This window comes from Variovorax sp. GW822-FHT04E09 (assembly GCF_058800845.1).
The window spans coordinates 316,908-338,546 of record NZ_JBXAMR010000003.1; the positions used below are offsets into that span (position 1 = coordinate 316,908).

The following is a 21,639-nucleotide window of genomic DNA, read 5'->3' on the forward strand; positions in this document are numbered from 1 at the left end:
TGTGTGTGATGAAAGGAAAGAAGGAGAACTACTTGCGCAGGCTCTTCACCGCGCCCGAGAAGAAGCTGTAGAGCGCGTCGCCCGCGATGACGCCGCCGGCGAACACCTCGAGCCGTTCGCGCGCGGCAGCGCCGAGCACGCCGTGCACCGCGAGCCGGCAGGCGATGCCGGCCGCGACCATCCAGCCGGCCATCGGGCTGGCGATGAGCAGGCCGGTGGCGAACAGCACGCCCAGCTGCTGGCGCGGGCCACCCGCCAGCTGCAGCAGCGCACCGGGCACGGCCCACAGCGCGAGGTTGCGTGCGGTCTCGCCCGAGATGCCGGCCTTGATCGCGGCCACGTAGGCGGCGTTGATCGGCGCGGTCTGGTGGTTGGCGAAGAACAGCGGGTAGGCGCAGGCGACCACCACGATCGCCACGCCGAAGCCGACCATGCCGGCGATCATCTGTTCGCGCCGGCCTTCGAGTTCGAAGGCCGAGCCCGAGGCCTCGCCGCGCAGCAGGTGGCCGGCCTTGAGGTCGTAGCCCATGTCGGCAAAGGCCGGGCCGGTGGCGGCCGAGAAGCCGGCCAGCACCACCAACGCCTCGGGCGGAAAGCCGATCAGGATGCCCAGCAGCAGCGAGATCAGCGCCACCGCGAAGGCCGGGAACCAGCCCGAGTGCATGGCCGCGATGCCCACGATGAGTTCGTGCACGAAGGCCGCGAAGGTGCCGTAGACGATGAACAAGGCCAGCATGCCGGGCGACATGCCGGTGTAGATGCCGGTGCCCGCGCACAGCAGCACCATGATCGCGAGGTAGCCCGCGCCGCCCAGCTTGAGCGAGCGGCCGAGCACGCTGGCGCCGCGCGCCTCGGCCAGCGCCTCTGTCGTCGCGGCGGTGCTGTCGGTGTCGGCCGCGCGTCCGTGCTTCTTCAGCACCACGCGCGCCACCTGCACCAGCGCGACGAGGCCGGCGCCGATCATCATCCCGTGCGGCACGTAGCGCGTGCCGATGTCCAAGCCGAACAGCGGCGCCGAATAGCCGCGCACCAGCAGCCCGATGCCGAAGGCGGTCATGGCGCCCAGCCCGCCGATCAGCGCCACGCCGAAGGCCGACATCGGCAGCTTGAACACCGCGCCCGCCACGCCGGTGGCCAGCCCGCCCAGCAGCAGCCAGGCCTGCTTGCCGCCGCCGTCGCCCGCCTTGATGGCCTCGGCCGCGGCGATGCCCAGCGGCCACGGGTTCTTCGCCGGGAAGGCCGGCGTGTCGAACATGCGGTACAGCAGCCAGGCGTCGAGCAGCATCGCCAGGCTCACGCCGATGAGCATCGGCACCACCATCTGCGGCAGGCCGAACAGGAAGGGAATGCCGATCGGCAGGAACAGGCTGTTGGCCGCGCCGAAGGTGGCCGACGAGATGCTCGTCTGCGCCAGGTTCTGCGCATGCACCGAGCGGAAGCCCCGGAACATGGCCAGCGGCACGCGCGCCAGCGTCATCGCCGCGAGCGCGCCGATCAGCGAGGTGCTCGGCGTGATGCCCAGGCTGGCCAGCATCTGGATGCCGACGATGGCGCCGAACACGCTGAGCACCACCGTGAGGATCAGGTTGGCGGGCGCGAGCGCCTTGGGATGCAGCGCGGCCGGCGGCGGTGCGGTGTGCCCGGCGCCCTTGTCTTCCAGCGGCGCGACGACGGTCACTTCATGGTGCATGGTCATTCCTTGATAGTTCCATATTTTGGAACCATGTCCAATAAACTTGGACTGAATGATAAAACCGTACTTTCGGCTGTCAAGCGGGCGTTCACCCGGGTCGGCCGAAAAGACGCACCGGCGCCGAACCTATGATTCCCACCCCAACCTACCGAACACGATGAGCACCCTTGCCAACGCCATGGACGTCCTGAAGCTGATCGCGCGGCTGCGCCGCGACATCACGGTGACGGACGTCGTGACCGAGCTGGGCCTGCCCAAGAGCTCGGCCTCCCGCACGCTGAGCATGATGGCCGGCTACGGCTTCCTGGACCGCGACGCGGCCACGCGCGCCTACCGCCCGGGCGGCGTGATCATGGAAGCCTCGTACCACTTCCGCGCCTCGCGCAACACGGCCTCGCTGGTCGAGGAGGCGCTCGACGCGCTGGTGCGCGAGACGGGCTGCACGGGCTACATCAACGTGCTCGATGGGGCCGACACGCTGGTGATCCAGATGCGCACCGGCGCCGGCGCGCTGCAGATCTACACGCCGCCGGGCAGCCGCGCACCCGCCTACTCCAGCGCCATGGGCCGCGCGCTGCTGGCTCGCCTGGACGACGACGAAGTGGGCGCGCTGATCGGCACCAAGCTCGACCAGGGCCGCGGCCACGCACCGAAGACGCGCAAGGACCTGCTCGCGCGCCTGGCCGTGATCCGCGACACCGGCTGGGCCCTGTCGCGCGGCGAGTACGTGACCAACGTGGCGGGCATCTCGTCGGCAGTGCTCGACCCCGCCACGCGCCAGACCTACGCCTTCGGCATCGCGCTGCCGGCGGAGCAGCTGTCGGAAGCGCTGGTGGAACGCTTCGGCGCCACGGTGCGCGACGCCGCCAGCAGCGTGGGCAAGCGCGTGGGCGATCCGTACTGGCTGGGCTTCGGGGCGACGACGCCGACCTGAGCACCGCGCCGGCGCAAGCCGCACGCCCCGCCGCGTTCACCGCTGCGGGGCTTTTTTTCGTCCGCCGCATCCTGAGGCGTGGGTGCGCCAAGGCGGTGCTTCCGGGCGCCCGAACGCCCTTTCCAGAAGCCTCCAACCACCATTTCGGCTGGCATGCAATCTGCTAATACCCTGAGCAGATATTTCTCATATCTTACTAATATATTTAAAAACCAAGCCTTCAAGCCCTGGTTTCGACCGCTGTCCGCAGCGCCCTTTTCTTCTTTTTTCGAGGTACACGTTCATGAGCAATCCCCGCTGGCAAGGCATCTTCCCCGCCATCACCACCAAGTTCCACGCCGACGAAAGCATCGACGCCGAGGGCACGGCCCGCCACATCGACTTCCAGATCCGCAACGGCATCCACGGCCTCGTCACCTGCGGCTCGCTGGGCGAAGCCAGCACGCTGACGCTGGAAGAAAAGCTGCAGGTCGCGAAGATCGCCCTGGAAGCCGCCGACGGCCGCATCCCCGTGCTGGCCAACGTGTCGGAGACCAGCACCCGCGAAGCCCTGCGCTACGTGGACGGCGCCAACAAGCTGGGCGTGGCCGGCTACATGGTCATGCCCTCGGTGATCTACGTGGCCGACGCGCGTGAAGCCATGCTCAACGTGCGCACCATCGCCAACGCAGCCCAGAAACCCATCATGGTCTACAACAACCCGGTGGCCTACCGCGTGGACCTCAAGCCCCAGCACATGGTCGAGCTGGCCGACTGCGAGTGGATCGCCGCCATCAAGGAAAGCACCGACGACATCCGCCGCATCACCGACCTGCGCAACACGGTGGGCGACCGCTACCAGCTGTTCCTGGGCGTGGACGACCTGGCCTACGAAGGCCTGGCCCTGGGCTGCGACGGCCTGCTGGCCGGTGTCGGTTGTGCCTTCCCGCGCGAGACGGTGGCGCTGTACGACCTGATGAAGGCCGGCAAGTTTGCAGAAGCCCTGAAGCTGTACCAGTGGATGACGCCGATGCTGCACCTGGACGTGTCGACCAAGCTGGTGCAGAACCTCAAGCTCATCGACCTGCTGGTCGGCGTGGGCACCGAGCACATGCGCCGCCCGCGCCTGCCGCTCATCGGCGAAGAGCGCGCCTTCATCGAGAAGGTCGTCGCCAAGGCGCTGGCCACGCGGCCCGCGCAGTACCAGTCGGTCATGTAATCGCCGCGCGCACGACGCACCGCAAGGCCCAGAACACCATGCAAGACAACGCCTTGAAAGAAAGCGGCGGCCTGTCCCGCCGCGTGCTCGACGCGTCGGACCTCGTCCTGCGCTGCGAGCGCCACCTGCTCAGCAGCCTGATGGGGCTGCTCATCGTGCTGGTGCTGCTGAACGTGGTCACGCGCTACGGCGGCTTTCCGCTGTACTGGGTGGACGAGGCCTCGGTGTACTGCGTGGTCTGGCTCACCTTCATCGGTGCGTCGGCGATGACGCGGCTGCGGCTGGACTTTGCGGTGACGCTGCTCACCGACAAGCTCGGCACCCGGGCCGTACGCGTCGCCAAGGCCAGTGCCTCGGGCGGCGTGCTGCTGCTCGGGTTGGCCCTGCTCGCGATGTGCTGGCTGTGGATGGACCCGGCGGGCATCGTGCGCCACGGCTTCGACGCGAAGGAATTCGCGGCCGAGAGCTTCAACTTTCTCTACACCGAGCGCACGCAGACGCTCGACTGGCCGACGTGGGTGGTGCAGCTCATCCTGCCGATCTTCGCGCTCACCCTCAGCGTGCATGCGCTGGCCAACCTCTTCGAAGACCTCGGCCTGCAGCCCAAGCGCACGCACGACGAGTTCCATGTCGCCAACGCGGACGCCGTGAACTGAAATGCTGACCTCTGCCTTCTTCCTGCTGATCATGCTGGTCGGCGTGCCGATCGGTGCCTGCCTGTGCCTGTCGGGCATCGTCTACATCCTCAACTCGGGCGACACGGTGCTGTTCCAGTCGTTCCCGGTGCAGATGTTCGGCGGCGTCGACAGCTACAGCCTCATTGCGATTCCGCTGTTCATCCTGATCGGCGAGATCATGAACGGCGGCGGCATCACGCGCCGCCTCGTCGACCTCGCGCTGGCCTTCATCGGCTCGGTGAAGGGGGGCCTGGCCTACGTGAACATCCTGGCGAACATGCTGGTGTCGTCGATCATCGGCTCGGCCACCGCGCAGGTGGCGATCATGAGCCAGATCATGGTGCCCGAGATGGAAAAGCAGGGCTACGACAAGACCTTCGCGGCCGGCATCACGGTGTACGGCGGCATGCTCGGCCCGATCATTCCGCCCTCGGTGATGTTCGTGGTGTACAGCGTGCTCGCGCAGGTGGCGGTGGGCGACATGCTCATCGCCGGGATCATCCCCGGCGTGATCCTCACGGTGCTGTTCTTCATCGTGATCGCCGGCATGGGCGTGATCTACAACTACCCGCGCACCGAGAAGCGCACCGCCCGCCAGCGGCTGCACACGATCCTCACGGCCTGCCCGACGCTGCTCATTCCCATCGTGATCGTCGGCTCGATCCTCGGCGGCCTGGCCAACCCCACCGAATCGGCGGCGGTGGGCGCGGTGGCCGCGGTGCTGGTGGGGCGCTACGTGACGAAGGAATTCCGCTTCGCGATGATTCCGCAGATCCTGCTGAAGTCGGCGATCTACTCGGCGGTGGTGCTGTTCCTGGTGGCGGCGGCCGCGGTGTTCTCGTGGCTGCTGATCTACGGCAAGGTGCCGCAGGCCACCGCCGCATGGATTCAGACCGTGGCGAAGGACCCGATCGCCTTCCTGCTGCTGGTGAACGTGATCCTGCTGGTGATCGGCACCGTGATCGACGGCATTCCCGGGCTGATCATGACCGTGCCGATCCTGTTGCCCATCGCGACGGAAATCTACGGCATCGACCCGCGCCATTTCGGCGTGGTGGTGGTCATCAACCTCGTGCTCGGGCTGATGACGCCGCCGGTGGGGCTGAGCTTCTTCGTGGCCTCGGCAGTGACGGGGGCCAAGCCCGGAAAGATGTTCATCGTCACGCTGCCCTTCTTCCTGATCTGCTGCGTGGCGCTGGTGCTGCTGTCGCTGTTCCCGAGTCTTTCTCTCGCGCTCATCAAGTAAGCGCCGATCCGCGTTCCCGTTCCTTCACCTCACCCCACAGGAGCTTCGCATGCCCCTCTCCCGCCGCCAGTTCGTCCAGGCCGCCGCCGGCACCGCCGCCGCGTCGACCTCCCTCTTCGGCACCGTGTCGCGTGCCGCCGCCGCCAAGGAATTCCGCCTGGGCCTCATCACGCCCGCGGGCCACTCGTGGAACCGCGCCGCGGTGAGCTTCGGCGAAGCGCTGAAGAAGGCCACCGACGGCCGCCTGAGCGCCACGGTGTTCCACTCGGGCCAGCTCGGCAACGAGTCGGCCATGATGCAGCAGCTGCAGTCGGGCGCGCTCGACATGGGCTGGATCCAGGCCGCCGAACTCGGTTCGCGCGTGGCGAGCGTGGCGGCCATCAACGCGCCCTACCTCGTGCGCTCGACCGCCAACGTCGCCTCGCTGGTGCGCACGCCCGCGGCGCTCAAGCTGCTCGACGTGCTGCCGCGCGAGACCGGCACCATCGGCCTGGGCTGGGGCATCACCGGCATGCGCGTGGTGTTCGCGACCAAGGACATCGCCTCGCCCACCGACCTGAAGGGCATGAAGCTGCGCATCAACCCCACGCCGGTGTACCGCGACTTCTACCAACTGCTGGGCGCTGCGCCCACGCCCATTCCCACGCCGGGCGTGTTCGACGCCATGTCCAACGGCCAGGTCGACGGGCTCGAAGCCGACATCGAGTTCTCGTGGAACCAGCGCTTCGACCGTGTCTCGAAAACCCTGCTGCCGATGAACGCGCTGTTCATGCCCTTCGCGCCGCTGGTGTCGGGCCGCATCTGGCAGACGCTCGACGCCAAAGACAAGGCGCTCATCACCGACCTCGTGAAGCAGCAGCTCGACGCGCAGATCAAGGACATCGTGACCACCGAGCTGGGCCTCATCGACAAGTTCAAGGCCAGCGGCATCGCGATCAAGAGCGCCAGCAACTACAACCCCGCACCGGTCATCGCCGAATTCGACAAGGTCTGGCTGCCCAAGGCGCCGCAGATTGCCGAGCTGCGCAAGATCGGCGCCGCGCTCTGACGGCGGTCCACGGCCCGGATTCCCAGGCGCGGTGCACGCCGCACACGCCCTGGGCGCACCGCGCACCTCGGTGATTCACCGGAAGGGTTCGCACCAATCGCGTGCGGGCACCGTTTTTGCTTGAATGCCGAAGCATTCACCTTCACGGAACCCGCATGAACAAGCGTCAACTGATCCAGTCCTTCCTCGCCGCCTCGGCCCTCAGCTTCGGCCTGTCTTCGGCCATGGCCCAGAGCCCGACGCCGATCAAGTTCCAGCTCGACTGGCGTTTCGAAGGACCGGCCGCGCTGTTCCTGCACCCCGCGGCCAAGGGCTACTTCAAGGCCGCCGGCCTGGACGTGACCATCGACGCCGGCAACGGCTCGGGCGGCACCGTGACGCGCGTGGCCTCGGGCGCCTACGACATGGGCTTTGCCGACCTCGCGGCACTGATGGAGTTCCACGCCAACAACCCCGACAGCCCGAACAAACCCGTGGCCGTGATGATGGTCTACAACAACACGCCGGCCTCGGTCATGGCGCTCAAGAAGAGCGGCATCACCAAGCCGGCCGACCTCGCCGGCAAGAAGCTCGGCGCGCCCGTGTTCGACGCGGGCCGCCGCGCGTTCCCGATCTTCGCCAAGGCCAACAACATCGGCGCCGTGAACTGGACCGCCATGGACCCGACGCTGCGCGAGACCATGCTGGTGCGCGGCGACATCGACGCCATCACGGGCTTCACCTTCACCTCGCTGCTCAACCTGGAGGCGCGCGGCGCCAAGGCGGCCGACGTGGTGATCCTGCCCTACCCCGACTACGGCGTGAAGCTGTACGGCAACGTGATCATCGCCTCGCCCAAGCTGCTCAAGGACAACCCGGCGGCGGTGAAGAAGTTCCTCTCGGCCTTCGCCAAGGGCGCCAAGGAAGTCATCGCCAACCCGGCCATGGGCATCGAGTCGGTGAAGGCGCGCGACGGCATCATCGACAGCAAGCTCGAGACGCGCCGCCTGCAGCTGGCCATCGACACCGTCATCAACAGCGCCGACGCGCGCACCGACGGCTTCGGCGCCGTCAACGCAGGCCGCATGTCGCTCATGGCCTCGCAGGTGTCCGATGCCTTCAACACCAAGACGCGCGTGAGCCCCGACGCCGTGTGGACCGCGGCCATGCTCCCGCCCGCGGCCGAGCTCAGCGGAATCCTGCGCAAGTGATGGCGGCCAGCGCAACGACACCCGACGCAGCCGCCCCCTTCGTCGATTTCCAGGACGTCTGGCTCGCCTACAACGAAGAGCTGCTGCGCGCCAACCACTTCGCGGTCGAGGCCATCGACCTGAAGGTGACGCGCGGCGAGTTCATCGCCATCGTCGGCCCCTCGGGCTGCGGCAAGTCGACCTTCATGAAGCTCACCACGGGGCTGAAGATGCCCTCGATGGGCAAGATCCGCATCGACGGCCAGCCCGTGACCGGGCCGCTGAAGATCTCGGGCATGGCCTTCCAGGCGCCCTCGCTGCTGCCGTGGCGCACCACGGTCGACAACGTGCTGCTGCCGCTGGAAATCGTCGAGCCCTACCGCTCGAACTTCAAGGCCAAGCGCAAGGAATACGAAGAGCGCGCCCGCCGCCTGCTGCAGAAGGTGGGCCTGGGCGGCTACGAGGACAAGTTCCCGTGGCAGCTCTCGGGCGGCATGCAGCAGCGCGCGAGCATCTGCCGCGCGCTCATCCACGAGCCCAAGATGCTGCTGCTGGACGAGCCCTTCGGCGCGCTCGACGCGTTCACGCGCGAAGAGCTGTGGTGCATCCTGCGCGACCTGTGGACCGAGCAGCAGTTCAACGTGATCCTGGTCACGCACGACCTGCGCGAGTCGGTGTTCCTGGCCGACACGGTGTACGTGATGAGCAAGAGCCCCGGGCGCTTCGTGGTGAAGCGAGAGATCGACCTGCCGCGCCCGCGCGAGCTGGAGCTGACCTACACCAAGGAGTTCACCGACATCGTGCTCGAGTTGCGCGGCCACATCGGCGCCATCCGCGGCAACGCCACCACCCCCGCCACGGCGGCAGCGCACTGAGGAGGCGGCGATGAAAAACAGCAAACAACTCGAGCGCTGGTCGCCGTGGCTGCTGCTCGTGGCGGTGCTCCTGCTGTGGCAGGTGATCTGCGCGGGCTTCGGCGTGTCGGACTTCATCTTTCCGAGCCCGCTGCGCATCTGGGAGCAGTTCTGGGAGTTCAAGGAAATCATCGCGGGCCACGCGTGGCGCACCTTCTGGGTCACGATGGCTGGCTTCGGCCTGGCGATCGTGGTGGGCGTGCTGCTGGGCTTCGTGATCGGCAGCTCGCGCCTGGCCTATGCGGCGATCTACCCGCTGATGACGGCCTTCAACGCCCTGCCCAAGGCGGCCTTCGTGCCGATCCTGGTCGTGTGGTTCGGCATCGGCATCGGGCCGGCGATCCTCACGGCGTTTCTGATCAGCTTCTTCCCGATCATGGTGAACATCGCGACGGGCTTGGCCACGCTCGAGCCCGAGCTGGAAGACGTGCTGCGCGTGCTGGGCGCCAAGCGCTGGGACGTGCTCGTCAAGATCGGCCTGCCGCGCTCCATGCCCTACTTCTTCGGCTCGCTGAAGGTGGCGATCACGCTGGCTTTCGTCGGCACCACGGTGAGCGAGATGACGGCCGCCAACGAGGGCATCGGCTACCTGCTGATCTCGGCCGGCTCGGCCATGCAGATGGGCCTGGCCTTCGCGGGCCTGATGGTGGTGGGTGCGATGGCGATGATCATGTACGAACTCTTCAGCCTCATCGAGAAGCACACCACCGGCTGGGCACACCGCGGCTCGCAGAACGCATAAATAATGGGGGCATGACCCCCGAACAGATCACCCGCGCGCTGCGTCGCGCCGACGCCGTGGCGCGACGCGCCATGGCCATGGGCCGCCACCCCTTCGGCGCCGTGCTCGTCGCACCCGACGGCGAGACCATCCTCGCCGAGCAGGGCAACATCGACACGGTGCACCACGCGGAGGCCACGCTCGCGCGCCATGCGGCGCAGAACTGGCCGCCCGAGTACCTGTGGCAGTGCACGCTGGTAACCACCTTCGAGCCCTGCGCCATGTGCGCGGGCACGAGCTACTGGGCGAACATCGGGCGCGTGGTGTACGGCGCGGAAGAATCCGCGCTGCTCGCGCTCACCGGCGACCACCCCGAGAACCCGACGCTGAGCCTGCCCTGCCGCGAGGTCTTCGCGCGCGGACAGAAGCCCGTCGAGGTGATCGGCCCCGTGCCCGAGGTGGTCGACGAGATGATCGCCACGCACCGGGGGTTCTGGGAATCGCGCTAGTGGTCCCGCACGGCGTGTTCGCGCCTTACCTGGAACGCTGGAGCCTCACGCCCGACGGCGAGGCCTTCACCTCGCTGAGCGGCATGCTGCTGCCCGTGCGCCAACAGGGCGTTGCGGCCGTGCTCAAGCTCTCGCACGAGACCGAGGAACAGGCGGGCATCCATTTGATGGCCTGGTGGAACGGCGACGGTGCCGCGCCCATTCTGGCCCATGACGGCGAAGCCCTGCTGATGGTGCGCGCGCAAGGCACGGCCTCGCTCGCACAGATGGTTGAAGACGGCCGCGACGACGAGGCGACGCGCATCCTGTGCGCCGCCGCCGCGCGCCTGCATGCCCCGCACGACACGCCGCCGCCCCCAACGCTGGTGCCGCTCGCGCGCTGGTTCGAATCGCTGTGGACCGGCGCGGCCACGCACGGCGGCGTCTTCGACCACAGCGCACGCACCGCGCGCGAACTGCTGGCCGCGCCGCGCGAGGTGGTCGTTCTGCATGGCGACATCCACCACGGCAACGTGCTCGACTTCGGCCCGGCCGGCCGGCTCGCCATCGACCCCAAGGGCCTGCACGGGGAGCGCGGTTTCGACCACGCGAACATCCTGTGCAACCCGGATGGCGAGAGCGCGCTGGCGCCGGGACGCTTCGCGCGCCGCATCGAGGTCATCGCGGAGGCCACGGACATCGAGCGGCGGCGACTGCTGCAATGGGTGCTGGCGTGGGCCGGGTTGTCGTCGGTGTGGATGCTGGAAGATGGCGAGGCGCCCGGAAGCACGCTGGAAGTGGCGAAGCTCGCGGCCGCGGCGCTCGGGATCGCCGGCTAGATTCGGACGCATGCCTCGCCCCCACTCCTACCTCGATGTCCTTGCGCGGGTTCTGGCGCTGCCGATGTCGGAAAGCCTTGCGTCTTCTGACGAGCGCTTTCACGCGGCATCGGCGGGTGAAGACGCATTGATCGTCGATGTCGAGAAGCGCCGCTACCACCGCGTGCCCGATGCGCGTCCTCTGAGCTTTGAAGACGCGGCGCACGACGGCGTCGCGCAGGCAGCGCTGCAGCTTGAACACCGCGACGGCATCCGCACGATCGCGCTGGCCGCCCAGGACGACAGCTTCTGGACGCCGCTGCCCGATCCGCGCGTGATCGGCCTGCCGCGCATCGTGCAGCGGCATGACATGGCGTGGGCGTCTCCGGCGCCGCCGCCTTCAAATGCCCCTTCACGAACCAGCATCACCGACTGGCTGGGTTCGCTGGTCGCGCTGGCGGTGCTGGCCTTCTTTGCCGCCTTCGGTTTCAACGCACTGCGCTGGTCGCTGGAGGGCGGTTGGAACCTGCTGTGGCTGCTGGTGGGGCTGCCGGTGTTTCCGGTCTTCACCGTGCTGACACTGTCGACCGCCTACGGCCTTTTCCGAACTGCGGTGCCACCGCGCCAGGCCCTGAACGCGATCGATGTCAGTCGCGACGAGCGCTTTCGCATCGGCGAACCCCTGGCGTTTCGCGTGGATGCCACGGTGCCAGCGTCAGTGGGCAATCAACCCGCGGAACCGCCGCCCCAGATCTTCGCTCGCCTGGTCGTCCAGACGGTGAACGACAAGGGAGATGGCAGTTGGTCGGTGAGGGATCAGGAGTGGGCCACGGACACCGCCGACTGCACGCCATCAACGCTCGCTGGTACGGGTGAGCGCCACGTGCACTATGCCGGCACCTTGACGGCAACGCGCCGGACGCCGCGCGAGGCGCAAGAGCGGTGGTATCTGACGCTATCCGCCAGCATGGAAATGGATACCGAGCCGTTCTACGTCACCAGCCTCGCCACGCCTCCCTTGATCACGCCCTATCGAATAATGCAGCAACCGGATCGCCCGGCGCAGCTCGACGCCCTGCTGCACGGCACGGCATGGGAGCTGGTCCGCACGGCCTACAACGGAGAAGACGATAGGACGTCCTTCGAGGATTTCACACCGGAAGAGTGCCACGCGGTGTTCACTGTCGACATCGAAGCGCTGGTGGATCACGCAATGACTACCCGCTGGTACGAAGACAAGCTCAGGGCCGAGCGAACCAACGGAGACAGCTCCTACTACCTACTGAAAGAAGGCCTGAGCTACAAACTGATGTACGTCGAACGCCACTGGGCCGAAGCGCTGTTGTACGAGTCCCCCGATCTGCGCAGCGTGGTAGGACGCTACCTGGTCGCAGCCCATCTGTTTGCCGACCATCTGCCAGGTGCGGAAACGATGAAGGTGCTGCAGCCGCGCTTCTACTAGCCCAACCGCAGCGACGCCTCATCCCGCCAATAGGCCACCGCCGCCAGCCACCCTTCCCACACGCACCCATTGCAGCCGCGCCCGCAGCAGGTGGTCGGCTCCGGTGGCGGCGCACGCATCGCGAGCCCCTCGGCTTCGAGCATCGCCTGCACGCGCGCGATCAGCGCCTGCGCGCCGGCGAGGTTCGTGGGTTCGGGCAGCCGGTCGATGGCGTTCATGGTGGGCGGGTCTTCTTCAGGCCTCGAGGTTCATCAGTTCGAGTCGCATCTTCGCGCCGCCCGATTCGCTCGAGCCGATGCTCAGCTGGCCGCGGTGCAGCCGCGCCACCTCGGCCACGAGGTGCAGGCCCAGCCCGGCGCCGCGCCCGCGCGGCACGAGCCGGTGGAACGGCGCCACCACGCGCTCGCGGTCGGCCTCAGGGATGCCGGGGCCCGAGTCGCGCACCTCGATGCACGAGGGCTCGCACAGCCGCACCTGGATGTCGCAGCCCGGTCCGCCGTGCTCGATGGCGTTCTGGATCAGGTTGGTGAGCGCGCGTTCCAGCGAGGGCGCATCGCCGCGCACCGTGAGCGGTTGCGGCGCATCGACCGACAGCGTGCAGCGGCTGCGGATGGCGAGCGGCGCGATGTCGGCCGCCACGCGCTCGCACAGCGACTTCAGCTCCACTTGCTGATCGAGCGACAGGCCGTGGTCGAGGCGCTGCAGGTCGAGCAGCTGCTCGGCCAGCGTGGCCAGCCGCGCCGAGGCCTGCATGAGCTTCATCTTCAGCGGGTCGTTGGGCAGGCCTTCGAGGTGGATCTGCAGCGTGGTGATGGGCGTGCGCAGCTCGTGCGCGGCATCGGCCAGGAAGCGCTCCTGCCGGTCGTAGCCTTCGTTGAGCCGGTCGAAGGCGCGGTTGACCGCGTTGACCAGCGGACGGATCTCGCTGGCCACGTTGGCCAGCGGCAGGCGCGTGGTGCGTTCGTGCACGTCGATGCCCTCGGCATGTTCCGCCGTGGCCACCACGCCCTTCAGGCCGCGCTTCACGACGAAGGGCGTGGCCAGGATCACGCCCAGGCAGGTGACGAGCGCCATCGGTGCCACCAGGAACAGGAAGGCGATGCCGGTGCCCTTGAGCGTGTTCTCCACCGTGAGCGGGCCGCCGGTCTGCGCCATCACGGCCACCGGGCCGGCGCGCGATTCGATGCGCTCGAAACGGGCCTTGGGGCGGGTGCCGTCGCTCTCGGGGTCGATGGCCACGCGCTCGGTGTCGTCGAGTGCATCGAGCAGCCGCAGGTAGGCGGGCGGCACCTCGCCGTGGCGCAGCTGCACGCCGCGCGGGTCGCGCACGATGAACCAGAACTGCGGGTCGGCCTTCTGCAGCCGCCGCAGCGCGCTCGTGGGCTCGACCACCAGCTGGCCATCGGCGCCGCGCATCAAGGCGCGCTGGATGGAGGCCACCGTCTCGTGGCCGGTCTCGTCGACCACGCGGCCCAACGCCCACGCCAGCCCGAGGAAGCCGCCCATCACCAGCAGGCCGACCACCACCTGCAAGAGGATCAGGCTCCAGATCAGCCGCCAGCGCAGCGAAAGCAGACTGAGGCTCATGCCGACTGGGGCGCGCACATGAGATAGCCCACGCCGCGGATCGCATGGATCTCGACCTGCGCGCCCGCCTTGTCGAGCTTGGAGCGCAGGCGCGAGACGTGCGTGTCGAGCGCGTTCGACTGGATGTCGTCCTTGTGGCCGTACACGCGGTCTTGCAGCGCCTCGCGCAGCACGGTGCGGCCGCGGTGCTCGAGCAGCGTCTCGAGCACCAGCAGTTCGCGCCGCGGCAGCGTGAGGCAGGCCTCGCCCACGTGGGCCTGGCGCGTGTGGTGGTCGAAGCGCAGCTGCCCGAGCGTCATGATGAAGTTGGCGCGCACCGCGGGGCGGCGTGCCAGCGCGCGCACGCGGGCCAGCAGTTCGTCCATCGAGAAGGGCTTGGCCAGATAGTCGTCAGCGCCGCCGTCCAGGCTCAGCACGCGCTCGGCCACGTCGGTCATGGCGGTGAGCACGAGCACGGCGCAGGCGATGTGGTTCTGCGCCAGGAACGCGACGAGCGAGAGGCCGTCGCCGTCGGGCAGCCCGCGGTCGAGCACGACCACGTCGTAGGGCGCGCCGAGCGCGGCCTCCTCGGCCGCGCGCAGCGAGCTCGCCACATCGACCACCGCCTGGTTCTGGCGCAGCGCCGACGCGAGCGCCTGCGCCAGGTCGGCTTCGTCTTCGACAAGCAGGATTCTCATGGGGGATGGGGAGAGACCGGACAGGCGGGTGATTCTAGAGAGCCCCACATGAGGTAACGCAATGTTCACGCAATGCATGCACCTACGCTGTAGCGCTTCCCTCTCCTGAAAGCGCACCGGTGACGCTGCCCTCCCGCCCGAACCCCGCCGCCCTCCCCGTCACGCCCTGGCACCTGGCGCTGGGGCAGCGCTTCGCCACGCTGTGGGTCGTGAAGATGATCGGGACCACGCTCGGCATCTCGGGCTTCTTCGTCCTGTACTTCTGGGTGATGCACCACCCACCCTCGGCGCCCACGGTGATGCCGCTCACCGCCATCGACCACTGGGTGGACGTGAGCGACGACGCGATGCTGCTGTACAGCTCGCTGTGGTTCTACATCTCGCTCGCGCCGGCCTTCACGAAAGACAAGGCCGAGCTGTGGGCCTGCGCGCGCGGGGCCGCACTCATGGCGGCCATCGGCCTGGCGGTGTTCTGGTGTTTTCCAACGGTGGTGCCGAGCTTTGCGATCGACTGGTCGCAGTACCCGGCGCTGCAGTTCCTCAAGAGCGCCGATGCGGGCGGCAATGCCTTCCCGTCGCTGCATGTGGCCTTCGCCGTGTTCGCGGCCATGTGGCTCGGCCGACAACTGCGCAGCGTGCAGGCGCCCGCGTGGACACAATGGGTGAACGTGCTGTGGGCCGCGGGGATCGTCTACTCGACGCTGGCCACGCGCCAGCACGTGCTGCTCGACGTGCTCGGTGGTGTGCTGCTGGCAGGCCTGGTGTGCTGGCGTCGCGCGCCGCGTGCCCGGCTGGTGCTGGCCGAGGCGTGAGCGCCGTCGGTTACCAGAAGATCCAGAGCGCCAGGCCGCCGAAGATCGTCCACTTCACGAGGTAGTACGCGCGCTTGTCCCAGGCCTTCAAGCGCTTGCCGATCACGCGGATCTGGTAGATGTACTTGAAGGCGCGGTTCAGGCCGCCCGTCTTGTCGCCCGCGTCGTTGGGCGAGGCGGCGGCGGCCAGCAGGTTCTTGGCGAACCAGCGGTTCACGGCGCTGGCCCAGCGGTACTTCAGCGGGCGCTCGATGTCGCAGAACAGGATCACGCGGTCGTGGTCCGTGGTGTTCTCGGCGTAGTGGATGTAGGTCTCGTCGAACACCACGGCCTCGCCGTCGCGCCAGTGATAGCGCTGGCCGTCGACATCGATGTAGCAGCCTTCGACACCCGGCGTCCACAGGCCCAAGTGGTAACGCAGCGAACCGGCGAACGGGTCGCGGTGGCGCACGAGGCGGCTGCCCGGGGGCAGCTCGGCGAACATCGCGGCCTTGATGGTGCCGATGCCCTTGAGCAGCTCGGTGGTGCGCGGGCACAGCACGGCGGCCGAGGGGTGTGCCTCGTCATACCACTTCAGATAGAAGCGCTTCCAGCCGCTCTTGAAGAAGGAGTTGAAGCCCACGTCGTTGAACTGGCTCGAGGCCTTGATGCTGCCGCCGTTGCGCATGGCCAGCGCTTCCTCGCGAATGACTTCCCAGTTTTCCTCGAGGATGCGCATCTCGGGGAACTGCGCAGGCGACAGGTACGGCGTACCGGGCACCTTCGAGAAAAGGTACATGAAGACGTTCAGCGGCGCCAGGAAGGTCGAGTGATCAGAGAGCTGTCTGAAGAACTTGTGCCGGACCTGGCCACGGAAGTGAACGTAGAGTGCGCTGAGCACGAAGATGGCAAGAATGACCCACTTCATTGGTGAAAGTGTCCTGTAGACGAGCGCCGGGGGAGCCGGCTAGTGTAAATCCTTGCCCCGGAACAGGCCCGGCCGGGGCCTTTTCCCCCGGGCTCAGGCGCCGACGAGCAAAGGCTGCGGCACGTCGGCCTGCGCCAGCGGCAGCCGCACCGTGGCCAGCAGGCCGCCACCCGGGGCCTCGCCCAGCACCGCGTCGCCGCCGTGCCGGTCGACCACCGACTTGACGATCGCCAGGCCCAGCCCGCTGCCGCTTTGCGTCTGGTCGGGGTTGCGGAAGAAGCGGTCGAACACGCGCTCGCGCAGCGCGGGCGGAATGCCCGGGCCCGTGTCGGCCACGGTCAGCAGCGCCCGCGCGCCCTCGCGCGCCACGTGCACCGTCACGGTGGCGCCGCAGGGGCTGTACTTGATCGCGTTGTCGATCAGGTTGTCGATCATCGAGACCAGGCTCTCGCGCTCGCCGAGCACCGGCACGGCGTCGTCGCACACCAGTTCGAGCTCCACGCCGCGCGCACGCGCCAGGCCCTCGATCATGGCCAGCCGGTCCTGCACCAGCCCGTCGAGCGACAGCATCACGGGCAGCGCGTTGGTGGCCACCGCGTCGCTGCGCATGAGCTGCAGCAGCTGCCCCACCAGCCGCGCCGCGCGGTCGTTGCTGCGCAGCAGGTTGGCCATGAGTTCGCGCTGGCCTTCGTCGCTGCTCTGCTCCTTCAGCGCCTCGACGTTCACGCGCATGGCCGCCAGCGGCGTGCGCAGCTCGTGCGCCGCATCGGCGATCAGGCTGCGCTCGCGCGTGGTGCTGTCGCGCACCCGCAGCAGCAGGCTGTTGATGCTCTGCACCATCGGCTTGAGCTCCTTGTGCGGCGGCGTGTACGACAGCGGCGTCAGGTCGTCGGGCCCGCGCTCGGCGGTCTCGCGGCTCACCTGGCGCCACGGACGCAGCGCCAGCCGCACCGACAGCCACGCGGGAAAGACCAGGAACGGCAGGCTGATCACCAGCGGCAGCAGGTAGTAGCCGCGCGACAGCACGGTGACGGCCAGCCGCCACACGCTGGGCTCGGCCAGCACCACGCGGGTGTCGGCGATGGGCGAGGCCATCGTGCGCGCGCGCCACTCGCGGCCTCCCGCGACCACGGTCTCGTTGCGGTCGGGCACCGAATTCAGCAGCACGGGCACACCGGCGCGCGAGTTGTAGATCAGCTTGCCGTGCTGCCACACCTGCATCACCGCCAGGGCTTCGTTGGTTTCGTCGCCGTCGCTGAGCGCCTCGATGAGCGCGGCGTCGAAGGCCTCGAGCGCCTCCCGTTGCCGCTCGGGTTGGTCCTCCAGCTTCTGCGCGATGGAGATCGCCGCCTTGAAGATGCTGGTGAACCGGAGCAACCCCGGGTCCTTGTACGAGTCGTACAGCAGCAGCCCCACGGCCGAGGTCCACAGCAGTGCGACCACGGCCATCTGCGCCACCAGCAGGCGGCGCATCAGGGACGGCTGGTTCCAGTTCTTCCAGCCGCGCGCCAGCTGACGCATCATTTCGACGGGCTCCGCACCAGCGACTGGGTGTCGATCACGTAGCCGATGCCGCGCACCGTGCGGATGTAGCCCTGCCCGATCTTCTTGCGCAGGTTGGAGATGTGCACCTCGAGCGAATTGCTGCCGTTGGCCTGGCCGCCGGGCAGCACCTGCTCTTCCATCACGCGGCGCGTGACCACGCGGCCGGTGCGCTTGAGCAAGAGCGCCAGCAGGTCGAACTCGCAGCGCGACAGCTCGACCGGCTCGCCGTCGACGATCACGCCGCGCGTGGGTTCGTGCAGCGCCAGGCCGCGCATGCGGATGGTCTCGTCGTTGAAGCCGTAGCTGCGCCGCGCCAGGGCCCGCACGCGCGACAGCAACTCGGCCAGCGCGAAGGGCTTCACGAGGTAGTCGTCGGCGCCGTCGTCCAGGCTGCGCAGGCGGTCGTTGAGCGCATCGCGCGCGCTCAGCACCAGCACCGGCAATATCTGGCGGGTGCGGCGCAGGCGCAGCAGCAGGTCGAGCCCGTCGCCGTCGGGCAGGCCCAGGTCGAGCAACACCATGTCGAAGGCGCCGTTGTCGAGGGTGCGCAAGGCGTCGTCGAGCCGGCGGACCCACACCACGTCCAGGCCCTGGTTGGCGAGCGCAATGCGCACGCCGTTGCCAAGATCAAGATCGTCCTCAACAAGCAAAAGATTCATGGGAAGGATTCCAAGCGAACAAGCCCGGTTCCGGGAAGTGGCCGAAGTATCTGCCACACCCCGTCGCCCTGCTTCAGGAAGCCTTCATGAAGGCTGCAGGGCTTCTTCAGGCGGCATGCCCACACTGCAAGGCTCTTACTTTCTTCTTCCTGCCTGGAGCATCGACGTGCCTCGCCCCTGTCTTTCCACGGTCCGCCCGCACTGGGCGAACCCGCTTCACTTCCAGCGCCGCGACCTGCTGCGCGCCGTGCTCCTGGGCAGCGCGGCCGGGCTGGCCGCTTGCGGCGGCGGAGGTGGTGGCGGTGGCAACACCGGCCCCATCGGCAACGACCTTCCCGTGGCGGCCACCGACCGCCGCGTGAAAGTGTCGACCACGCCCGAGGTCTCGCTGCAGGTGCGCGACTGGCAGCGCAGCGACGACGGCGGTCCCGTGCTCGTGCTGCTCGCCGGCCTGGGCGGCAACGCGCGCTGCTTCGACAGCCTGGCGCCCGCGCTCGTCGCGGCCGGCGCCGCCTCGCGCGTGCTCGCGGTGAGCCGGCGCGGCTACGGCCTGTCGGACAAGCCGCTGCCGGTGAAGAGCGCCACGCAGCACTACGAGGTCGACACGCTGGTCGACGACCTGGCCGCGCTGTGCGATGCGCTCGGCCTCACGCGCGTGGTGCTCGGCGGCCACTCGATCGCGGGCAACGAACTCACGCGTTTCGCGGGCCGCTTTCCCGAGCGGGTGCGCGGCCTCGTGTACCTCGATACCACCTTCGACTACACGAAGGACGCCGACACCGGCGGCGAAGACCCGCCGCTGAACCGCCGGCTCGACGAGCCCGCGCCCACGCCCGAGGATGGCCGCTCGATGAAGGCGGCCATCGCTTACCTGCGGCGCAAGTCCAAGAACTGGTGGCCCGCGCTCGAGGCCAACCTGCGCGACGCGCTCGACGAGCTGGCCGACGGCAGCGTGCGGCCCAACACGCCCGACGCCGTGGAAACGGCGATGGACACCGCGGCCCACCGCTTCTCGCCCGACTACCGGCCGGTGCGCGCGCCGGCGCTGGTGGTGACCGCGCTGCCGTTCGACCAGCGCGACCTCTTCCCCTGGCTCGAACGACCGCTCGATGCGCAGACCGGCCAGGACGCCGCCGACTTCCTGCGCATCTTCCGCCGCGTGCGCCGCGCCGACGCCGACCGCCTGGCCGCCGCGCTGCAGACCTCGCACCGGCTCACGCTGGACCACTGCAACCACACCGACTTCTTCATGGAACGCGAGGCCGAGGTGGTGCGCGCGATCCAGTCGATGCGCTGGGCCTGATCCTTACTTGCGCAGCAGCTTGATCAGCGCCGCCAGTTCCTCGCCGCCGAGCCCCGCCGCATCGGCGCGCCGGAACAGGCCCGCGGCAAAGGCCGGGAACTCGGTGTTGATGCCCGCCTCCTGCGCGGTCTGCAGGATGCGCTGCGTGGCCTCGACCGAGATGCGCATCGGGCTCTGCGTGATCGCGAAGTCGCCCGACTGGATGACCGCGCCCTCGTGCTGAAGAAAGCCCGCGAAGGTCGGCATGATGCCGGCCACGATGCGGCCGTACTCGGCCACGTCGAAACCTTCGTGCTCGGCAATGCGCGCGCCGTGCAGGAAGCCGAGCATCGTGCCGTAGATGCTGGACAGCGTGGCCAGGTCCATGGCCGCGGCGGCGCTGGCTTTCTCGCCGAGGTAGACGATGCCGCCCGCCAGCACCTTCAGCAAGGGCTCGGCCTCGGCGAACACGGCTTGCGCACCCGACACCAGCAGCGGCGTGTCGGGCCGGCCCATCTGGTCCGGCGCGGCCTGGATCGCGCCTTCGAGGTACGCGGCGCCGTGGCGGTGCGCCCAGGCCTCGGCCTCGCGCGCGTCCTTCGGGCTGCCGGTGGTGAGCTGCGCGAGCAGGCGGCCGTCCATGGCGGCGGCCACGCCGTCCATCGCGAAGATCGCGTCGGCGGCGCGGTAGTCGTACACGCACATCACGGCCATGCGGCTCGCGCGCAAGGCCTCGGCCGCGCTGCGCGCCAGCACGGCGCCGCGGGCGACCAGCGCGTCGGCCTTGTCGGCCGTGCGGTTCCACAGCGTGACCTTGTAGCCCTGGTCGAGAAAGAGCCGCGCGATGACGACGCCCATGGCGCCCAGGCCCAGAACCGAAACTTCCTTCTTGTTGCTCATGGCAATCCGATGCAGTGGTTGATGACGCCTGCATGGTAGAAATTGCACTTCCATATGGTCAAGTACCTACGATAAAGTAAGGTACTTACCAAATGGGAAGTATTGAAATCGCAAGGAGCAAGAGATGGCAGCGAAGAAGCCCTACAACTGCGGCGTCGGCCCCGCGTTCGAGGTCATCGGCGGCAAGTGGAAAGCCGTCATCCTGTGGGAGCTGCACCTGCAGCCCTACCGCTTCGGCGAGCTGAAGCGGCTGCTGCCCGAGGTCAGCGAGAAGATGCTGATCCAGCAGCTGCGCGAGATGGAAACCGACGGCCTCGTGCACCGCGAGGTGTTCCACGAAGTGCCGCCGCGCGTCGAGTATTCCGAGACCTCGCTCGGCGCCACGCTCAATGCGGCGCTGGGGCCGCTGGCCGATTGGGGCGACCGCTATGCCAAGCGCGTGGCGGCGGCGCGCAAGCAGGCCGAAGCGGCCAAGTAAAGACGCAACGCGCTCAGTCGGCCCAGCCGGTCTCGATCTCGGTCTTGACCTCGGTCATGAGCTTGTGCACCGGGCACTTGCCCGCCACGCGCAGCAGTTCATCGCGCTGCGCCTCGGTCAGGTCGCCCGTCAGGCGCAGGCCCGACTTCAGGCGGTAGATGCCCTTGCGTTCCTCGCTGTCGTCGCGGTCGACCACGACCTCGATGTCTTCCACCGGAATGCCCTTGCGGCGCGCATAGAGCAGCACCGTGAGCGCCTTGCAGGCCGCCAGCGACGCGTCGTACAGGTCGTGCGGCTCGGCACCGCCGTCGCTGCCGCCGCCCGCGGGCGAGGCATCGACAGGGATCTCGTGGTTGCGGATCTTGAGGATGTGGCGCGTGCCGGTGGTGCCGTCGCGGCGGATCGAGAGGGTCATGCCGATGTC

At 68.3% G+C, this 21,639-nt stretch carries 23 protein-coding genes; 14 read left to right on the top strand and 9 right to left on the bottom strand.

The genetic code is table 11. The annotated features are described in order from the left end of the window. Positions 1-28: 28 nt before the first annotated feature. The gene (locus AC1RL8_RS13715) at positions 29-1,690 is read right to left on the bottom strand and encodes an OPT/YSL family transporter (RefSeq protein ID WP_492684529.1); all 1,662 of its coding nucleotides are present in this window, start codon (positions 1,688-1,690) and stop codon (positions 29-31) included. 160 nt (positions 1,691-1,850) lie between these two features. Here AC1RL8_RS13715 and AC1RL8_RS13720 point away from each other — a divergent pair, with 160 nt between their 5' ends. From AC1RL8_RS13720 to AC1RL8_RS13770, 11 genes are all read left to right on the top strand, one after another. After that, entirely contained in the window at positions 1,851-2,627 is a 777-nt protein-coding gene (locus tag AC1RL8_RS13720) for an IclR family transcriptional regulator (protein ID WP_492684530.1), read from the top strand. 283 nt (positions 2,628-2,910) lie between these two features. Continuing rightward, positions 2,911-3,825, top strand: coding sequence for a dihydrodipicolinate synthase family protein (locus AC1RL8_RS13725; RefSeq protein WP_062473360.1), 915 nt, complete (start codon positions 2,911-2,913; stop codon positions 3,823-3,825). Between the two features lie 38 nt (positions 3,826-3,863). Beyond that, positions 3,864-4,481 (top strand): TRAP transporter small permease, encoded by a 618-nt coding sequence (locus tag AC1RL8_RS13730; RefSeq protein WP_492684531.1) that lies wholly within the window; start codon positions 3,864-3,866, stop codon positions 4,479-4,481. A gap of 1 nt (position 4,482) precedes the next feature. After that, positions 4,483-5,748: a TRAP transporter large permease gene (locus AC1RL8_RS13735; RefSeq protein WP_062473357.1), complete on the top strand. Its 1,266-nt coding sequence runs from the start codon at positions 4,483-4,485 to the stop codon at positions 5,746-5,748. Between the two features lie 49 nt (positions 5,749-5,797). After that, positions 5,798-6,796, top strand: coding sequence for a TRAP transporter substrate-binding protein (locus tag AC1RL8_RS13740; protein WP_492684532.1), 999 nt, complete (start codon positions 5,798-5,800; stop codon positions 6,794-6,796). A gap of 155 nt (positions 6,797-6,951) precedes the next feature. After that, the gene (locus tag AC1RL8_RS13745; protein WP_095950867.1) at positions 6,952-7,986 is read left to right on the top strand and encodes an ABC transporter substrate-binding protein; all 1,035 of its coding nucleotides are present in this window, start codon (positions 6,952-6,954) and stop codon (positions 7,984-7,986) included. Continuing rightward, a complete protein-coding gene (locus AC1RL8_RS13750; RefSeq protein ID WP_492684533.1) occupies positions 7,986-8,840 on the top strand; it encodes an ABC transporter ATP-binding protein in 855 nt (284 codons plus the stop codon). The genes AC1RL8_RS13745 and AC1RL8_RS13750 overlap by 1 nt, the downstream gene beginning before the upstream one ends. A 10-nt stretch (positions 8,841-8,850) precedes the next feature. Next, positions 8,851-9,621, top strand: a complete 771-nt coding sequence (locus AC1RL8_RS13755; RefSeq protein ID WP_070062385.1) for an ABC transporter permease — start codon at positions 8,851-8,853, stop codon at positions 9,619-9,621. A gap of 11 nt (positions 9,622-9,632) precedes the next feature. Then, complete coding sequence (locus tag AC1RL8_RS13760) at positions 9,633-10,109, top strand: nucleoside deaminase (protein ID WP_492684534.1); 477 nt, start codon at positions 9,633-9,635, stop codon at positions 10,107-10,109. Further along, positions 10,109-10,927, top strand: a complete 819-nt coding sequence (locus AC1RL8_RS13765; protein WP_492684535.1) for an aminoglycoside phosphotransferase family protein — start codon at positions 10,109-10,111, stop codon at positions 10,925-10,927. The genes AC1RL8_RS13760 and AC1RL8_RS13765 overlap by 1 nt, the downstream gene beginning before the upstream one ends. Before the next feature lie 10 nt (positions 10,928-10,937). Further along, a complete protein-coding gene (locus tag AC1RL8_RS13770; RefSeq protein WP_492684536.1) occupies positions 10,938-12,368 on the top strand; it encodes a hypothetical protein in 1,431 nt (476 codons plus the stop codon). Here the strand turns inward: AC1RL8_RS13770 and AC1RL8_RS13775 are convergent. Genes AC1RL8_RS13775 through AC1RL8_RS13785 form a run of 3 tightly spaced genes read right to left on the bottom strand, consistent with a single transcriptional unit; the run spans position 12,365 to position 14,632 of the window. Next, positions 12,365-12,586, bottom strand: coding sequence for an oxidoreductase-like domain-containing protein (locus AC1RL8_RS13775; protein WP_492684537.1), 222 nt, complete (start codon positions 12,584-12,586; stop codon positions 12,365-12,367). The genes AC1RL8_RS13770 and AC1RL8_RS13775 overlap by 4 nt on opposite strands. A gap of 16 nt (positions 12,587-12,602) precedes the next feature. Next, positions 12,603-13,955 carry a sensor histidine kinase gene (locus tag AC1RL8_RS13780; RefSeq protein ID WP_095950874.1) on the bottom strand — a complete coding sequence of 451 codons (1,353 nt, stop codon included), beginning with the start codon at positions 13,953-13,955 and terminating at the stop codon, positions 12,603-12,605. Further along, on the bottom strand, positions 13,952-14,632 hold the full coding sequence (locus AC1RL8_RS13785) for a response regulator (RefSeq protein WP_062473345.1): 681 nt from the start codon (positions 14,630-14,632) through the stop codon (positions 13,952-13,954). Before AC1RL8_RS13785 ends, AC1RL8_RS13780 begins: the two co-directional genes overlap by 4 nt. Before the next feature lie 119 nt (positions 14,633-14,751). On the opposite strand from AC1RL8_RS13785, the gene AC1RL8_RS13790 reads away from it, so the two are divergent. Then, positions 14,752-15,444 carry a phosphatase PAP2 family protein gene (locus AC1RL8_RS13790; RefSeq protein ID WP_492684538.1) on the top strand — a complete coding sequence of 231 codons (693 nt, stop codon included), beginning with the start codon at positions 14,752-14,754 and terminating at the stop codon, positions 15,442-15,444. A 10-nt stretch (positions 15,445-15,454) separates the two neighbouring features. On the opposite strand, the gene lpxO is transcribed toward AC1RL8_RS13790, so the two are convergent. The 3 genes from lpxO to AC1RL8_RS13805 all read right to left on the bottom strand — a co-directional run bounded on the left by lpxO (position 15,455) and on the right by AC1RL8_RS13805 (position 18,555). Next, positions 15,455-16,351, bottom strand: coding sequence for a lipid A hydroxylase LpxO (gene lpxO / locus AC1RL8_RS13795; protein ID WP_070062382.1), 897 nt, complete (start codon positions 16,349-16,351; stop codon positions 15,455-15,457). Between the two features lie 93 nt (positions 16,352-16,444). Continuing rightward, positions 16,445-17,875 carry a sensor histidine kinase gene (locus AC1RL8_RS13800; RefSeq protein WP_070062381.1) on the bottom strand — a complete coding sequence of 477 codons (1,431 nt, stop codon included), beginning with the start codon at positions 17,873-17,875 and terminating at the stop codon, positions 16,445-16,447. Beyond that, positions 17,872-18,555: a response regulator gene (locus AC1RL8_RS13805; protein WP_062473337.1), complete on the bottom strand. Its 684-nt coding sequence runs from the start codon at positions 18,553-18,555 to the stop codon at positions 17,872-17,874. The genes AC1RL8_RS13800 and AC1RL8_RS13805 overlap by 4 nt, the downstream gene beginning before the upstream one ends. 166 nt (positions 18,556-18,721) lie before the next feature. Here AC1RL8_RS13805 and AC1RL8_RS13810 point away from each other — a divergent pair, with 166 nt between their 5' ends. Continuing rightward, positions 18,722-19,858: an alpha/beta hydrolase gene (locus AC1RL8_RS13810; protein ID WP_492684539.1), complete on the top strand. Its 1,137-nt coding sequence runs from the start codon at positions 18,722-18,724 to the stop codon at positions 19,856-19,858. A 3-nt stretch (positions 19,859-19,861) separates the two neighbouring features. Here AC1RL8_RS13810 and AC1RL8_RS13815 read toward each other — a convergent pair whose 3' ends face one another. Further along, on the bottom strand, positions 19,862-20,737 hold the full coding sequence (locus tag AC1RL8_RS13815; RefSeq protein ID WP_492684540.1) for an NAD(P)-dependent oxidoreductase: 876 nt from the start codon (positions 20,735-20,737) through the stop codon (positions 19,862-19,864). Between the two features lie 124 nt (positions 20,738-20,861). Between AC1RL8_RS13815 and AC1RL8_RS13820 the strand changes: the two genes are divergently transcribed. Continuing rightward, complete coding sequence (locus AC1RL8_RS13820) at positions 20,862-21,215, top strand: winged helix-turn-helix transcriptional regulator (protein WP_492684541.1); 354 nt, start codon at positions 20,862-20,864, stop codon at positions 21,213-21,215. 13 nt (positions 21,216-21,228) lie between these two features. Here AC1RL8_RS13820 and AC1RL8_RS13825 read toward each other — a convergent pair whose 3' ends face one another. After that, positions 21,229-21,630: an OsmC family protein gene (locus tag AC1RL8_RS13825; RefSeq protein ID WP_070062377.1), complete on the bottom strand. Its 402-nt coding sequence runs from the start codon at positions 21,628-21,630 to the stop codon at positions 21,229-21,231. Positions 21,631-21,639 lie beyond the last annotated feature (9 nt).